The 15,175-nt window shown below is 65.4% G+C and carries 16 protein-coding genes; 10 read left to right on the forward strand and 6 right to left on the reverse strand.

What is annotated here, in order from left to right; translation table 11 throughout:
* Both AC5RUM_RS14305 and nhaA read left to right on the forward strand, forming a co-directional pair.
* The coding region (locus AC5RUM_RS14305; RefSeq protein WP_494035545.1) for a PKD domain-containing protein at positions 1–729 on the forward strand (729 nt) is incomplete at its 5' end.
* A gap of 414 nt (positions 730–1,143) precedes the next feature.
* Positions 1,144–2,490 (forward strand): Na+/H+ antiporter NhaA, encoded by a 1,347-nt coding sequence (gene nhaA / locus AC5RUM_RS14310; RefSeq protein WP_494035546.1) that lies wholly within the window; start codon positions 1,144–1,146, stop codon positions 2,488–2,490.
* Positions 2,491–2,509: 19 nt separating this feature from the next.
* Here the strand turns inward: nhaA and ykgO are convergent, their stop codons facing one another.
* From ykgO to AC5RUM_RS14325, 3 genes are read right to left on the reverse strand one after another with little or no spacing between them, the layout of a single operon-like run.
* Positions 2,510–2,632 carry a type B 50S ribosomal protein L36 gene (gene ykgO, locus AC5RUM_RS14315; protein WP_011693081.1) on the reverse strand — a complete coding sequence of 41 codons (123 nt, stop codon included), beginning with the start codon at positions 2,630–2,632 and terminating at the stop codon, positions 2,510–2,512.
* Positions 2,633–2,649: 17 nt separating this feature from the next.
* On the reverse strand, positions 2,650–3,756 hold the full coding sequence (locus AC5RUM_RS14320; RefSeq protein ID WP_494035547.1) for a GTP-binding protein: 1,107 nt from the start codon (positions 3,754–3,756) through the stop codon (positions 2,650–2,652).
* Between the two features lie 47 nt (positions 3,757–3,803).
* Positions 3,804–4,283 (reverse strand): hypothetical protein, encoded by a 480-nt coding sequence (locus AC5RUM_RS14325; protein WP_494035548.1) that lies wholly within the window; start codon positions 4,281–4,283, stop codon positions 3,804–3,806.
* A 296-nt stretch (positions 4,284–4,579) separates the two neighbouring features.
* Here AC5RUM_RS14325 and AC5RUM_RS14330 point away from each other — a divergent pair, with 296 nt between their 5' ends.
* The gene (locus tag AC5RUM_RS14330; RefSeq protein ID WP_494035726.1) at positions 4,580–5,338 is read left to right on the forward strand and encodes a histidine phosphatase family protein; all 759 of its coding nucleotides are present in this window, start codon (positions 4,580–4,582) and stop codon (positions 5,336–5,338) included.
* Positions 5,316–6,320: an NAD(P)H-hydrate dehydratase gene (locus tag AC5RUM_RS14335; protein ID WP_494035727.1), complete on the forward strand. Its 1,005-nt coding sequence runs from the start codon at positions 5,316–5,318 to the stop codon at positions 6,318–6,320. Before AC5RUM_RS14330 ends, AC5RUM_RS14335 begins: the two co-directional genes overlap by 23 nt.
* A gap of 165 nt (positions 6,321–6,485) precedes the next feature.
* Here the strand turns inward: AC5RUM_RS14335 and AC5RUM_RS14340 are convergent, their stop codons facing one another.
* Positions 6,486–6,908: an Hsp20/alpha crystallin family protein gene (locus AC5RUM_RS14340; protein WP_494035549.1), complete on the reverse strand. Its 423-nt coding sequence runs from the start codon at positions 6,906–6,908 to the stop codon at positions 6,486–6,488.
* Positions 6,909–7,314: 406 nt separating this feature from the next.
* On the opposite strand from AC5RUM_RS14340, the gene AC5RUM_RS14345 reads away from it, so the two are divergent.
* From AC5RUM_RS14345 to ctaD, 4 genes are all read left to right on the forward strand, one after another.
* The gene (locus AC5RUM_RS14345; RefSeq protein ID WP_494035550.1) at positions 7,315–7,596 is read left to right on the forward strand and encodes a hypothetical protein; all 282 of its coding nucleotides are present in this window, start codon (positions 7,315–7,317) and stop codon (positions 7,594–7,596) included.
* Between the two features lie 178 nt (positions 7,597–7,774).
* A complete protein-coding gene (locus AC5RUM_RS14350) occupies positions 7,775–8,122 on the forward strand; it encodes a LuxR family transcriptional regulator (RefSeq protein ID WP_494035551.1) in 348 nt (115 codons plus the stop codon).
* 46 nt (positions 8,123–8,168) lie between these two features.
* The gene (locus tag AC5RUM_RS14355; protein WP_494035552.1) at positions 8,169–8,633 is read left to right on the forward strand and encodes a DUF4383 domain-containing protein; all 465 of its coding nucleotides are present in this window, start codon (positions 8,169–8,171) and stop codon (positions 8,631–8,633) included.
* Between the two features lie 201 nt (positions 8,634–8,834).
* Positions 8,835–10,586 carry an aa3-type cytochrome oxidase subunit I gene (gene ctaD / locus AC5RUM_RS14360; RefSeq protein ID WP_494035553.1) on the forward strand — a complete coding sequence of 584 codons (1,752 nt, stop codon included), beginning with the start codon at positions 8,835–8,837 and terminating at the stop codon, positions 10,584–10,586.
* 54 nt (positions 10,587–10,640) lie between these two features.
* Here ctaD and AC5RUM_RS14365 read toward each other — a convergent pair whose 3' ends face one another.
* Positions 10,641–10,979 carry a hypothetical protein gene (locus AC5RUM_RS14365; protein WP_494035554.1) on the reverse strand — a complete coding sequence of 113 codons (339 nt, stop codon included), beginning with the start codon at positions 10,977–10,979 and terminating at the stop codon, positions 10,641–10,643.
* A gap of 667 nt (positions 10,980–11,646) precedes the next feature.
* Between AC5RUM_RS14365 and AC5RUM_RS14370 the strand changes: the two genes are divergently transcribed.
* Entirely contained in the window at positions 11,647–13,884 is a 2,238-nt protein-coding gene (locus AC5RUM_RS14370) for a S9 family peptidase (RefSeq protein WP_494035555.1), read from the forward strand.
* A gap of 3 nt (positions 13,885–13,887) precedes the next feature.
* On the opposite strand, the gene AC5RUM_RS14375 is transcribed toward AC5RUM_RS14370, so the two are convergent.
* Positions 13,888–14,310, reverse strand: a complete 423-nt coding sequence (locus AC5RUM_RS14375; RefSeq protein ID WP_494035556.1) for a YkvA family protein — start codon at positions 14,308–14,310, stop codon at positions 13,888–13,890.
* A gap of 138 nt (positions 14,311–14,448) precedes the next feature.
* On the opposite strand from AC5RUM_RS14375, the gene AC5RUM_RS14380 reads away from it, so the two are divergent.
* Complete coding sequence (locus tag AC5RUM_RS14380) at positions 14,449–15,171, forward strand: peptidoglycan-binding protein (protein WP_494035728.1); 723 nt, start codon at positions 14,449–14,451, stop codon at positions 15,169–15,171.
* The last annotated feature ends 4 nt before the right edge of the window (positions 15,172–15,175 follow it).

Below are 15,175 nucleotides of genomic sequence, written 5' to 3' on the forward strand. Positions count from 1 at the left end.
CACACCTACACCACGGCAGGGACCTACACCGCGCGGCTGACCGCCACCAACGCCGCCGGCTCGAATTCCACCACGCGGACCATCACGGTCAACCCGGCCGGCAGCGCGGGGATCGCCGTGCGCAGCACCCGGACGGCGTCCACGGAAACGGCGACCACCACGGTCTCCCTGCCCGCGCCGACCGGCCGGGCCGCCGGTGACGTCCTGGTCGCATCCTTCACCGCCGACAAAAACCCCACGGTTGCCGTCCCGGCCGGCTGGACCGCGATCACCAGCGGACTCTCCATCGGCAGCGGCGCCCGCGTCTTCGCCTACTACCGGGTGGTTGGCTCCGCCGACCCCGCCACCTACACCTGGACGCTCAGCACGGCAGTGAAGTGGGGCGGAGGCATCACCGCCTACACCGGCGTCAACACCACCACGCCGCTGGACAGCACCGTCGCCACCGCCGCCAACGCCACGTATTCGGCCACCAGCATCGCCGTCGGCAGCATCACCACCGCCAGCAACGGCGCCCTGCTCATCGGCGGCCTCGGCTTCGACAGCTCCAACCCGGCAGCCACCGCTCCCACCGGCTGGACCGAACGCTGGGAAACCACCGGCGGCCAGATCGCCGAACAGGCCGACAGGACCCAGGCCACAGCCGGCGCCACCGGCACCGCCACCTGGACCTTCAGCACCGCCAAAGCCGTCGCCGCCTGGCGCACCGCCCTCAAACCCGCAGGCTGAGCGTCGCAGGCACTTCTCACCCGCAAATAGAGATTATGAGGCGTTCGAGGTGGTCCTCCGGGTAGACCCGGAGGACCACCTCGTTGTGCGCGGTAGCGGTAAAGTTCTTGAGGGTGGCAGCGGTTTCCAGTGCGCTCCCCTCTTCCGGCGCGGCGCTGCGCCCCTTAATTCTTCGAAAGAGCTAAGGCGCTGCCGTGCGCCTTCCTGACCATGAACGGAGCCTGATGCGTGCACGCCTCGGCGGGAAACTGGGCGCCGGCCACTGAGCCCGCTGAACCCGTTGAACCTTTTTGAACCCCAGTCGGCCGGCTGCCGACCTGAAAATTTCCCGCCGGCAGCCCCTGTACACTGGTTGAAGGTGAGCCGGGAAGTCTGGTCGGCAGTGTATTTGCTGACCCGAATTTAGGACGTCCTATGAGCCAGTCACCTCCTCCCACTCCGCCGCGCCTCACATTCTTCGCACGCGGCAGCTACGCCGAAGCCCTGCGCATCGGGGAGATCCTGCGCAAGGAGACCGTGGGCGGCGCGCTCCTGGTCGCCGCCGCCGTCATCGCCCTGGTATGGGCAAACTCCCCCGCCTCCGCAAGCTATTTCGCGCTCAGGGACTTCACGTTCGGGTACGAGCCCTGGCACCTGGAACTGAGCCTCGGCGCCTGGGCGGCCGACGGACTGCTGGCCATCTTCTTCTTCCTGGTGGGCCTGGAACTTAAGCGTGAGTTCGTGGCCGGCGATCTGCGCCAACTCAACAAATCCGTGGTTCCCGTGGCCGCGGCAGCCGGCGGGGTCCTGGTTCCGGCCGTTATCTACGCGCTGGTGAACATCAGCAGTCCGGAGACGATCAGGGGCTGGGCCATCCCGACCGCAACCGACATCGCCTTCGCCGTCGCCGTCCTGGCGATCATCGGCTCCCACCTGCCCAGTGCCCTGAGGATCTTCCTGCTCACCCTGGCCGTGGTGGATGACCTGCTGGCGATCAGCATCATCGCCATCTTCTACTCCTCGGACATCCAGGCTGTTCCGTTGCTGCTGGCCCTGCTTCCCCTCGGGCTGTACCTGCTGCTGGCCCAGAAATTCCGTCGGTTCTTCGGGACCCATGATGCTGCCGCCTGGCTGATCCTGCTGCCGCTCGGGATGATCACCTGGGCACTCGTGCATGCCTCCGGCATCCACGCCACCGTGGCCGGCGTGCTCCTCGGCTTCGCCGTCCCGGTCATTCGATCCCAGGCGGCTGGCGGGCCGGAGGCAGGGCCCGGCCTGGCCGAGATCTTCGAACACCGGTTCCGCCCGATTTCGGCGGGCATTGCCGTCCCTGTTTTCGCCTTCTTCTCCGCCGGCGTGGCTGTCGGAGGCTGGGACGGCCTCGGCTCGGCATTCACGGATCCGGTGGCCGTGGGCATCGTCCTGGCCCTGGTCCTCGGCAAACCTGTCGGCATCATGGGCACCACCTGGCTGCTCACCAAAGCCACCAAGGCCCGGCTGGACGGCTCGTTCAAGTGGATCGACGTCTTCGGCGTCTCGCTCCTCGCAGGCATCGGCTTCACTGTTTCACTGCTTGTGGCGGAGCTGAGCTTCGGTCATGGCAGCCTCCATGATGACCACGCCAAGGTCGGCATCCTCGCGGCTTCCCTGCTGGCTGCCCTGCTGGCCACGGCGGTGCTGCTGACCCGGAACCGCCAATACCGCCGGGCCGAAGAAGAGGAAAAGATCGACTCCGACCACGACGGCATCCCGGATGTTTACCAGGCGGAGCGGAACAGCTGACCGTTGCCGCCCCCGTGCATCACCCCTGGCGTGCCTTCATGCGCGGGTTCTTCTTGTTGATCACAAAGGTCCGGCCGCGGCGGCGCACTATCTGGGCGCCGGGAATCTTCTTCAGGGCACGGAGGGAGTTTCGTACTTTCATGGCATGTTCCTATCGGGTTAGAGGGATGTGCTGAGTTCAAAGGGGTCCTGGAGGGAGCCGGCGCCCTCCTGCATTTCCGCGCTGGTGAGTTCGCAGCCGGCCAGAAGTGCCGCGGCGTCGCTTTCGCTGACGCCGTCGCCGGTGATGGCCAGGACAGTGCCGCGGTCCCCCACGGCCGGATCCCAGTCCAGCATCGCGTCGGTGCTGTCCAGGTGATGGGTCGCAGGGTGCAGCTTTCGGTCGGCCGCCCAGGTGCCGGTGCTCTCCAGCCAGACCCGGGGACCTATGCCGCGGATGGAGATCCTGCACTGCGGCGCCGAGGCAACCCACAGCCTGCCCCGCATCCAACAGTTCGCTTCCGCCAGTCTCGGCAATGCGTGCCGGAACAGCCCGGGATGCAGGGGCTTCCGGCTCGTGACGAGAACCGTGTTGAACGGTGCGGCCGAAGCGGCAGGGATCTGCACCGAACCCGGAGACGAACGCGCGGCTGATTCCGTCCGGTCGTGGCGGCCCAGTGTGAAGTCGCCGGTGATTTCGGCGATCCGGGCATGTGGGGCAAGTTCACGGGCGAGCCGGACTCCCCGGTCCCGGACCGCAGCATCCATGGCCACGAGCTCCGGGGTCACGAGCAGGACCGTGTCGCTGTAGAGCAGTTCCCCGATGAGGAACTCACCCGGTGTCCGCTCATCCCTGTGCGCCGGTGTGTACCCGGATTCGAACAGCGTGTGGCCGTCCCAGATCTGGTCTTCAAGGGCCCCGGGGTCACAGGCGATCACGGTCGAATTGATGTGCGGCCCATCCGGATTCCTGCCCAGTTCCTCCAGCAGTGCGGCCGCAGACGCTCCGGACGGTAGGCCAAGGATGACGTGGGAATCGCCGCCCTCGAGCAGCCGCCGGAGCGTCGGCACGACGTCCAGCCGCACTGTGCAGCTCAAGCATCCGTGCTCCAGCACCGTTTCTCCACTCTCGGCAAGGAGACCCTCGCGGAACACCCGCCGCACCACCCGGCCTCCCTCATGGAGGTCGTGAAGCACCACGGCCGCTCCGGGGTGGGCTGCTGCCACGGTTTCACACGCCTGCTGCCGGCAGAACACATCTAGGGCGCTGATGATTGTAAGAAGCATGCCCCAAAGACTACATGAGAATGATTCTCAAATAAACATCGTGCTGCCTAGCGGTACCAGCCCACCGCCCGGTCGTAACGGCATTCAAGCGCACCCGAGCCTGGGGCAGCGCCTCCCCCAGTCGGAAAGTAAATGGCGCCGAAGTCTGCGCCCGCGGCTTCAATCCGCCCCTGCGCCCAGATCTGGGCAGCCTCGAGATCCGTCTCCGGGACGGGCTCCCGGGTGCTGTGGTCCCCGCCGAAATGGATATCCAGCTGATACTCCCCTGGCTGCGACACCCCGGGGTGATGGGCCGGATCATTCTCATCGCGCCGGCTGATCGCCACCTCGGCGGAGGCATGGAGGATGGATGGCTTGCTGGCGGCGCCGCCGCGTTCCTGCTGCTTCATCCGCATGCCCGACACCACGCTCTCCACGGTGTCTTCCTCTGTCACTATGTAAGCGGAGCCGCTGACGTCGCCCTCTGAGCCGCCGACACTTTTCAGGTGTTGCCCGAACTGTTCGGAGCTGGATTGTTTGGAGTTCATGCGCCCTCCTTGAGGGTCTTCGCGGCGATTGCCGACGCTTCCCACCCTAGACCTATTACGGGCCGTCACCCTCATGTTCCAGGAGGTGGAATTTGTCGGAGTGCTGCCCCGTCCGCGGCAGCCCCGTTGGCCTGGAAAGGTTATTTTTCTGACAGTGCGGGTACGGCGCTAGTAACGTGGAGCATTCGCAGGCCAACAGCGAACCGGGAGTGGACATCGTGGGCATTGACGGACAGGACAGCAACGGACAGCGCAGCGACGGGCAGCGCCTTGATAGCCGGCGCACCGATGGAACCATGCCGCCAGGCTGGACCGCGGGAGCGGTGGAGCTCATTTTGGTCCGGCACGGCGAGAGTGAGGGCAATGTGGCCGCCACGAACGCCCAGGAGTCCGGAGCGGACGTGATCGACGTCCCCGCCCGCGACGCCGACGTGGAACTGTCGGCTACGGGGCGGGAGCAGGTGCAGGCGCTGGGCCGCGCCCTGGCGGCGGTCCCCGAAGAGCTGCGTCCCGACGTCGTCATCTCCTCCCCGTACATGCGCGCCTATCAGACCGCCGCAATCGCCGTCGAAACCGCGGGCTGGCCGGTGGCCATCCGCACGGACGAACGGCTTCGGGACCGCGAGCTCGGCATTCTGGACATGCTCACCCGCCTTGGCGTAGAGAATAAGCACCCCGAAGAGGCAGAACGACGGCGGTGGCTGGGCAAGTTCTATTACCGCCCGCCGGGCGGGGAATCCTGGGCGGATGTGGCGCTGCGGTTACGCTCCGTGCTCGGCGAACTGAACGCACTGGGCAGCGGCCACCGGGTGATGCTGGTGTGCCACGACGCCGTGGTGCTGCTGTTCCGCTACGTCCTGGAGGGCATGTCGGAGAGGGAACTGCTGGACCTCGCCGCGGGCACCACTGTCCTGAATGCATCGGTCACCCGGTACGTGCGGCCGGACGGGACCGGGCCGTGGACACTCGAGAGCTTCAACGTGGCGGACCACCTCGAACAGCAGGGTGTGCAGGTGACCGAGCATGCAGGGGATGCCAGTGTCCACCCGCGGTGAGCCGGCGTCCGGCGCGGCCGACGCTTCAGAGGATTCGGCTCCGGCGCTGATCACGCCGTCGCTGCTGCGAGACTGGCCCCTCCCTGCTGCCGGAGCGGACAAGTACTCGCGCGGCGCTGTGCTGGTGATCGGCGGTGCGCGGCGGACTCCCGGCGCAGCCCTGCTGGCAGGAACCGCTGCGCTCCGTGCCGGCGCAGGCAGGCTGACGCTCGCCGTGGCGGAATCCGTGGCTGTGCAGCTGGCCGTCACGCTTCCGGAGGCCGGGGTGATCGGCCTCCGCGAATCCGCCGGCGGCTCCCTGGGATCCGATGGCCTCGAGGCTCTGTTCGAGGACTTCGATTCAGCGGACGCCGTGCTGATCGGCCCGGGCCTGGACGACATCGACGGCACCGAGGCGCTGCTGCGCGAGCTGCTCCGGCACGATGCCGGGCGGACCGTCGGGAAGGCCGATGCCGGCGCCGATACCGCAGGCGGGCACTCTGCGATCATTCTCGACGCCTACGCCCTGGGCTGCCTTCCCAAGTTGGTCGACGAGCTGGGGCCATGGGCCGGCCGCCTGATCCTCACGCCGAACCCCACGGAGGCAGCAATCCTTCTGGACCGGGAGACGGACCTGGGGGCCGACGACAACGACAGGCTGGCCGCCGCCGTCGTCGAAATTGCCGAGAAGTACCGGGCAGTGGTGAGCTGCCAGGGCCTGATCGCCCGCCCGCCCGGCGGTGACGCCCCCGAAGCTGCCAACCGATGGAAGATCACCACCGGCTTCGGGGGCCTGGGCACCTCCGGCAGCGGGGATATCCTGGCTGGTGCCATCGCGGGGCTGCGGGCACGTGGCACCACCGAGGCGCAGGCCACGTGCTGGGGAACGCATCTTCACGCTGCGGCCGGGGACAAGCTCGCCAGCAGGCTGGGGAGCCTGGGGTTCCTGGCCCGGGAGCTGGCCGATGAACTGCCGCCGCTGATGATGGAGCTGAACACGTAGCCCGTGAAACAGGTGTGGCCCCGGGCCGAGGCCCGGGGCCACACCCCACGGGAGAAATCCGGATACTTCTGCCTGTGCGCTATGTAGCGCGGTGGCGTGCTCCCGGGCTAACCGCCCCATTTGGCAGATAACACGTTCGCCGGACCCTCCCTGTCCTGTTCGGGGCTATGCCGCAATCTCGTGCTTTGACCCCTTGGTTTCAATCTGGATCTTACGCGGCTGGGCCTTCTCTGCGACAGGGATGCGCAGTGTCAGCACGCCGGCGTCATAGCTCGCCTTGATGCTTTCGACATCCAAGGTGTCCCCCAGGATCAGCTGCCGGCTGAACACGCCGCGCGGACGCTCGGAGGCTATCATCTCGGTGTCTTTGCCTGCGGGATCGGGGCGTTCAGCCTTCACCGTCAGGACGTTCCGTTCAATGTCCAGATCCACGGAGTCGGCATCCACGCCGGGCAGATCGAAGGCCACAACAAATTCCTTTTCCTCCTGCCACGCGTCCATCGGCATCGCTGCCGGGCGCGCCACCGTGCCTAAGACCTGCTGGGCGAGCCTGTCCAGCTCGCGGAACGGATCGGTTCGCATCAACATGGCTTCCCTCCTCAGGGTGAGTCTGTCTATTAACTTCCGCCCATCCGATCTATATCGGCTGGTATAGATTTTTTATAGCACCAGAGACAGGACTCCGCAAGGGGTTTTATAGATTTTCCGCAGACGCCGGCCCCGGCAGAGCGCCACTATCCGGCAATCCGGAATCCGGGGGCTCACTCTTGCTTACACGACACGCCGGAGTTATTTTAAGCGTAGCTTCAGCTCAAGCAGACAGGGCGCAGAGCCCCCCGCCAAGAGGAGCGCGTCAATGTCGACCATCTCCAACGCCCACCGTCCAGGAGGGATGCAGCGGCCATCCGCGAGCAGACCCTGGTGCTCGGAATGCCGCACGGATGAGCACCTCATTATCGAGTCCATTGAAGCCTTGCATCCTCCACAGGCGGACATGGTTGATGTGTCATACACCTGCGTTGAATGCGACTACTTTTACGCCCACGCGGCGAACGTGCATGAGGTGGCCGCCGTCCTCAACCGCCACGGGCAGGTAATGGGGGTCCTCCAGTTCGGTGGCGAGTATTTCCACTGCGGCACGCCCATGACGGTCAGCTATGGCACCAGCAGCATCCCCGGCATGGAGCTCCCGCGGCGCCACACCGTCCACGACGTCCACCTGCCAACGCGCCTGCTGCGGTGCGGGTGCGGCTTTCAAATGGAACTTCCCGACTGACGCGGCACCGTCCCTATTAGAGCGGCCGTACAAGGAGCCCCGCCGGACCGGCTGTTTAAGGGGTGTTGAGGAGCGCACAGATAGAATCTCGGCCTCAGGCAATTTACCAAGGGTGCTTAGCAGTTAATGCTAATCATGCTTACTATATTCTTGCAGCATCGACCAAGGAGATGGATTAATGCGCAGGCTGATCGTTCTAACCTTTGCCGCCTTTGCCGTGATTGCCGGATCACTGTCACTGGCCGTGCCGTCGCATGCTGCAACCTCAGGCTCCTCTTCCACGGCCTACATGCCGCTCGAAGCCGCGGACAATGCACAGGCGGCTGGAACGCCTTCCCCCACCGGCGAATCTTCACCTTCCGCAACACCTTCGGGAAACCCTGCCAATCCGGGAACGGGCGAGCCGGCCGAATCCGAGTCAACCCGCATTAACTATGCCCCGTACTTCATTGGAGGCGTTGCCCTGATCACGCTCGTCGCGGCCCTGGTCTGGTGGCGGCGCCGCGGCAACAAGACGGTGGTCTGAGGTCTTGGCCGCCATTCGGCAGCCAATCAAATAAGGAGAAAGGGAAATGGCTACTACAAATCCAGCAGCCGGAGCCAGAAGCCGACTGCAGCTTGCAGCCCAGGTCGTGGGGGCAGTGTTCCTGCTCGTCGGCATCCTGGGCTTCATTCCCGGGATCACCAGCAACTTCGGGGCGCTGGGTATGGCCGGGCACACCTCAGAGGCGCTGCTCCTCGGCGTGTTCCAGGTTTCCGTCCTGCACAACATCGTGCACCTGCTCTTCGGGGCTGCCGGCCTGCTCCTCGCCCGCACCCCCGGCCAGGCAAAGAGCTACCTGCTCTACGGCGGAATTATCTACCTGGTCCTCTGGCTGTACGGCCTGATCATCAACCTCAACACCCCGGCCAATTTCGTGCCGTTTAACACTGCGGACAACTGGCTGCACTTCGTGCTGGGCGTTGGCATGGTTGCGCTGGCACTGCTGCTGTCCCGGGAGGGCGTTCGCGCGCCGCGCACGCGGACGGGGCACTGAGGCCGTGTGTTAGGCAGCTGATTAATTACGACGGCGGCCCTGCAACTCCGCGGGGCCGCCGCACTTTGCCCTTTTTACTGTTGCACCGCACTTTTGCGGGCTATTCTGATCGTGTCGGTTCCGTGAACCGAAACTGGTTCCGGCCGGCACCGCAGCTCTAGAAGCGGGCCCCTGCAACGCGATGCCCAGGAGTGGCTGACGATGTCCGGATATCAGCAACCAGCCGTTTTGACCGCCACGGGCGCCACCCCCGCCGTGCCGCTACGCAAAGGCCAAATGGTGGTCAAGTGGATCACCACCACGGACCACAAGACCATCGGCTACTTGTACCTGATCACCTCCTTCGTGTTCTTCTGCCTCGCCGGCGTGATGGCGCTGGTCATCCGCGCCGAACTCTTCGAACCCGGCATGCAGGTGCTCGTCACCAAAGAGCAGTACAACCAGATGTTCACGATGCACGGCACCCTCATGCTGCTGATGTTCGCCACCCCGCTCTTTGCCGGGTTCGCGAACGTCATCATGCCGCTGCAGATCGGCGCCCCCGACGTTGCCTTCCCGCGGCTGAACGCCCTGGCCTACTGGTTCTTCCTCTTCGGCTCAACCATTGCCGTAGCCGGCTTCATCACCCCCCAGGGCGCGGCGTCCTTCGGCTGGTTCGCCTACGCACCTCTGAACAACACGACGTTCAGCCCCGGCGTCGGTGGTGACCTGTGGGTCTTCGGCCTGGCGCTGTCCGGTTTCGGCACCATCATCGGTGCCGTCAACTTCATCACCACCATCATCTGCATGCGCGCCCCGGGCATGACCATGTGGCGGATCCCCATCTTCACCTGGAACACGCTGGTCACGGCGGTCCTGGTGATCATGGCGTTCCCGCCGCTGGCCGCCGCGCTGTTCGGCCTCGGCGCGGACCGGAAGTTCGGGGCGCACATTTATGACCCGGAAAACGGCGGCGCAATCCTGTGGCAGCACCTGTTCTGGTTCTTCGGCCACCCTGAGGTGTACATCATCGCGCTGCCGTTCTTCGGCATCGTGTCCGAGATCTTCCCGGTCTTCAGCCGCAAACCGATCTTCGGCTACAAGGGCCTGGTGTACGCAACGATCGCCATCGCGGCCCTGTCGGTGACCGTGTGGGCGCACCACATGTACGTGACCGGTTCGGTGCTGCTGCCGTTCTTCGCGTTCATGACCATGCTCATCGCGGTGCCCACCGGCGTGAAGTTCTTCAACTGGATCGGCACCATGTGGGGCGGTTCGCTGACGTTCGAGACGCCGATGCTGTGGAGCCTGGGCTTCCTCGTCACGTTCCTCTTCGGCGGCCTCACCGGCATCATCCTGGCCTCCCCGCCGCTGGACTTCCACGTCTCTGACTCGTACTTCGTGGTGGCGCACTTCCACTACGTGGTGTTCGGAACCGTGGTGTTCGCGATGTTCGCCGGGTTCTACTTCTGGTGGCCGAAGTGGACGGGCAAGATGCTCAACGAGCGCCTAGGCAAGATCCACTTCTGGATGCTGTTCCTGGGCTTCCACGGCACGTTCCTGATCCAGCACTGGCTGGGCGTGCTCGGCATGCCGCGCCGCTACGCAGACTACATGCCGGAGGACAACTTCACCGCGATGAACCAGTTCTCCACGATCTCCTCGTTCCTCCTCGGCGCGTCGCTGATCCCGTTCCTGTGGAACGTCTACATCACCGCGCGCAGCCGCGAAAGGGTGATGGTGGACGATCCCTGGGGCTTCGGCGCTTCGTTGGAGTGGGCAACTTCCTGCCCGCCGCCGCGCCACAACTTCACGTCCCTGCCGCGCATCCGTTCGGAACGGCCGTCCCTGGACCTGCACCACCCGGAACTCCGGGTACGCGAACACGAGACCACACACTCCGCGGCCGCCGACATGCTCGGGGCGGCGGACATTGGATCCCGCGACGTACGGAGCCCCAGCCCCGACGAATAGGCCGGCGGGCAGGGAGCTCCGACGAATAACGAGCCCTGACGAGTAGCTGCCGAGTTATGCCGCGACTGCCAGTGATGCCTGCCGCGCGGAGGTTTCCAAGCCGGCGCCGGCCGGCGCCAGGACGCGGACGTTGCATTCAGACTGCTGCGGGTCGATCGACACCGGCAGGTGGTGGGATTCGGAGCACTTGCGGAGCTGCTCCAATGCGGACGGTTCGACGTGTGCGTGGCTGACGTCCACAACCAACTTGAGGCCTTCCCTCAGATGATTGGCGCGCTTCATAACGACGTAGAGAGCCTGGATGCTTCGGGCGGTTACATTTCCCTGCGCGGCGACTTGAGCTTCGCCGCATTCGAGATCGAGTCGGACCAAGACCTTGAGCTTATCGTTCAACAGAACATCTCCCCTCATGCATGGCCGCGACGCTGCGACCGGGAACCACACTAGCCCGAATGTGACTCAGGTAACAGCAAAAAGACTGAATGTTGCGGAATCGACGCAGCATTTCGTGTTTCCTATTTCCTGCACGGCCTCCGGGAAGGACATCAAAACGGCGGCCGGGTGAGCTTGCCGAGGACGCCTCGGCAAGGTCACCCAGCCGCCGGAAAGGTGGACGGCGTCAAGCGCCATACAGCGGGCGTCAAGCGGGAAGGACTTGCTTAGTCCCTGGTGGGGTCCGGGCGCAGCGGGGCCGGACCGGGATCCGGGACGGGAAGCGGGCCCGGCGGTTCGGGGGTCGGGAACGGGCTGGGCGGCGTGGGGCCGGATGGGTCGGGCCCGTTCGGATTGGGCCGCATGGGATCGGGACCCGGTTCCGGCGGGAATGGCTCGGGTTCGTGCACTGGCGGAATTGTCATGGCTGCCCCTCGGCTGCTCGATTGTTTCCGGTTTGCGGACGCGAGTTCAGGATACGCCCGTGCCTGCGGCGGGGACAGGGTTCCGGCGGGACGCACTTTCGAGGCCCCCGGAGCACTCCGCCCAGGCCGGCTGCCCGGCTGTTGCTGTCCCCCGGTAGCGAACGTCCGCCCCATTTCTCAGGGCGGATCTATATATTGAGGGAATGACCCAGACTCCACTGCAGCACTCCGCAGACAACTCCACCGCGGCCTCCCCTGCGCCCCCTGTAGCCAAGAAAGTGCCTGCAAAGCGCACCCACCACGGCGACACATTCGTGGACAACTACGAATGGCTCCGGGAGAAGGAATCCGACGACGTCGTGGCACACCTGAAGGCGGAGAACGCGTACCAGGAAGCCGTCACCGCCCACCAGGAACCGCTGCGGGATGCCATCTTCCAGGAGATCAAGGGCCGGACCCAGGAGACTGACCTGTCTGTCCCCAACCGCAAGGACGGCTGGTGGTACTTCAGCCGGTCAGTGGAGGGCAAGGAGTACGGCATCCAATGCCGCGTCCGCGCCGACACCGGCAACAGGGTGGCCGACTGGACGCCCCCGGCAGTGGAGGCCGGCGTCGAAATTCCTGGCGAGGAAGTCCTGCTGGATTGCAATGTGGAGGCCGAAGGCAAGCCCTTCTTCTCGGTGGGCGGCTCGGCAGTGACAGTTGACGGAAACCTGTATGCCTACGCCGTGGACAACTCGGGCGACGAACGCTTCACGCTGCGCATCAAGGACCTGCGCACCGGAGACCTGCTGCCGGACGTGATCGAGAACGTCTTCTACGGCGTCTCTTTCTCCCCGGATGGCACGCGGATCTTCTACACCGTGGTGGATGATTCCTGGCGGCCGTACCAGGTCAAAGCCCACGTGCTGGGCACGCCGGTCTCCGAGGATGAGGTGATCTACCAGGAGGACGACGTCGCCATGTGGCTGGGCTTCGAACTCTCCTCCGACCGGCGTCACCTCGTGCTGGGAATCGGCTGCTCCGAGTACAGCGAAACGCGGCTTCTGCGTTTCGACGACCCCTCTGCCACCCTCACCACCGTGATCTCCCGCAACGAGCGCGTCCTATACGAGGCCGAACCGTTCCTGCTCGAGGGCCCGGACGGGCAGAAAGCTGAGCGCATCGTCATTACGCACAACCGGAATGCCGTGAACTCGATGGTTTCACTGGTGGACCCGGCCGAACTGGCAAAGCCGCTGGCCGAGCAGCAGTGGACCACCGCCGTCGAGCATTCCGACGACGTCCGCGTCAACGGCGCGGGGGTCACCTCCACCCATCTGGTGGTCTCGGTCCGAAAGGACACGATCGAGCGCGTGCAGGTGATTTCCCTGGCGGGGCTCGGTACGCCTTCCCAGGAGGCCCCCGTCGAACCCGCCTTTGACGAGGAGCTGTACACGGCCGGAGTTGGCGGCTCCGATTACGAGGCCCCGGTGATCCGGCTGGGCTACACCTCCTACTTCACGCCGTCGCGGGTCTATGATTTTGTGCTGCCCACTCCGGAGCAGCCGGCCGGCGAACTGCTGCTCCGCAAGGAAAGCCCGGTGCTCGGCGGCTACGACGGGAACGACTACGTGGCCTCGCGGGAGTGGGCCGAGGCCGAGGACGGGACCAAGATTCCCCTCTCCGTGCTGCGGCACAAGTCGGTTGCCCGGGACTCCACCGCGGCCGGACTGGTCTACGGCTACGGCTCCTACGAGTTGAGCATGGATCCTGGCTTTGGCATCGCCCGGCTGTCGCTGCTGGACCGCGGGATTGTCTTCGTCATCGCGCACATCCGCGGGGGCGGCGAACTCGGCCGGCACTGGTACGAGAACGGGAAGAAGCTCAGCAAGAAGAACACGTTCACGGACTTCATCGCCGCCACCGACTGGCTGGCGGCGTCCGGCTGGGTTGCGCCCAACCGGATCGCTGCCCTTGGCGGCTCGGCCGGCGGGCTGCTCATGGGTGCCGTGGCCAACCTCGCCCCTGAGAAGTACGCCGCCATAGTGGCCGAAGTGCCGTTCGTGGATGCGCTGAACACCATTCTTGACCCGGAGCTGCCGCTGTCGGCGCTGGAATGGGAAGAATGGGGCAACCCCATCACCGACCCCACGGTGTACCAGTACATGAAGTCGTACACCCCCTATGAGAATGTCCGCGAGGCCGCCTACCCGAAGATTGCCGCCGTGACGTCCTTCAACGACACCAGGGTGCTCTACGTGGAACCGGCCAAGTGGGTGCAGGAGCTGCGCAACAAGACCACCGGATCCGAGCCGATCGTCATGAAGATCGAAATGGACGGCGGCCACGGCGGCGCCTCCGGCCGGTACGTGCAGTGGCGCGAACGGGCCTGGGACTACGCCTTCATCGCCGACTCCCTCGGCGCCACTGAGCTCCTACCGGGCGCCGGGCTCAAGTAGGCCTCACGGCTGCGTTACGGCAACCCCGGCCAGGCGCTGGACCAGAGCCAGTCCGGCCGGGCTGCCCGGCCAGTGGCGTTCCAGCGGTTCCTTGCCGGCTCCGCGGATGACGGAGCGCAGCACCAACGCCACGATGATGACATCGTCGGCGTAGCCGATCACAGGCAGGAAGTCCGGGACCAGATCGATGGGCATCAAAAGGTACACCAGCAGCAGAACCAGCCGCACCCGGAGTCCCCGCCGTAGGGCCCGATCCGCGGTCAGTCGCCGCAGCAGAACGAGCAGGTCCGGCAGCAGCCGCATGGCTTCCTTCATGCCCACCGTCTCCGGGTGGCGACGTGCGTAGAAGGCCAGCAGGACCAGCAACACTGCGTAGACCAGGGCGATCCCGCCGATGACGGCGACCACCGGCTCCCACCAGTTCATCCTGCGCGTACCTCCTGCGTCTTCTCGGCGATAGTCATCATGCTTAGTATTGTGCAGTGGCATCTTCGGTGCACCTGTTCGCTGGGGGCAGGGAAACCGGTGCCGGAACTGGAGCATAGCGTGAGCAATGAACAGGGAATGACGCCGCTGTCCGATGACGAACTCAACGCACAGGCAGGAACAGCCCTGCCCGACAAGGAAGTCGCGTCAGTACTCGACCTCAATGCCGACCTCGACCTCGGCATCAGCGCGGCGGCGCCGATCGATCTCGCTGTGGCAGCCAACGCAAACGTTGCCGCCCCGATTGACGCTGCAGCGTCGGCCAACATCCTCTCATTCGGCTCCGAGTCGCAGGCTCTCGCCGATCAGGGCGTCATCATCAACCAGGGAATTACCGCCGACGCCACCGCCGAATCCACCCAGGACAGCACCATCACCCAGGGCAGCGGGACGGCGGATGGCGGTACGGCCATCGACGGCGGCACCCCGGAAAGTTCCGAGGACGGCCCCGTCATCGACGGCGGCGAGCTCCCCAATGGCACATTGCCTGACGGAACGCTCCCCGATGGGACACTGCCTGACGTCGGTGCCGTGCCCGTGGATCCGGCAGCCGCCCTGGACGGCGACCTCCTGAACGTGAATGTGGACCTCGCCGCCGACGCCGACATCGCCGCACCGATCAACGGCGCCGTGGCAGCCAATGCCAACGTGGCCGCCCCGATCGATGCCGCTGTGGCAGCCAATATCGGATCCATCGACAGCGACGCCTTCGCCGTGGCACAGCAGGACGCCATCATCAACCAGAACATCGATGGTTCAGCAACTGCCACTGCGGACCAGCAGTCCGACCTAGAACAGTAAATCC

It is taken from the genome of Arthrobacter sp. B2060 (assembly GCF_059090445.1).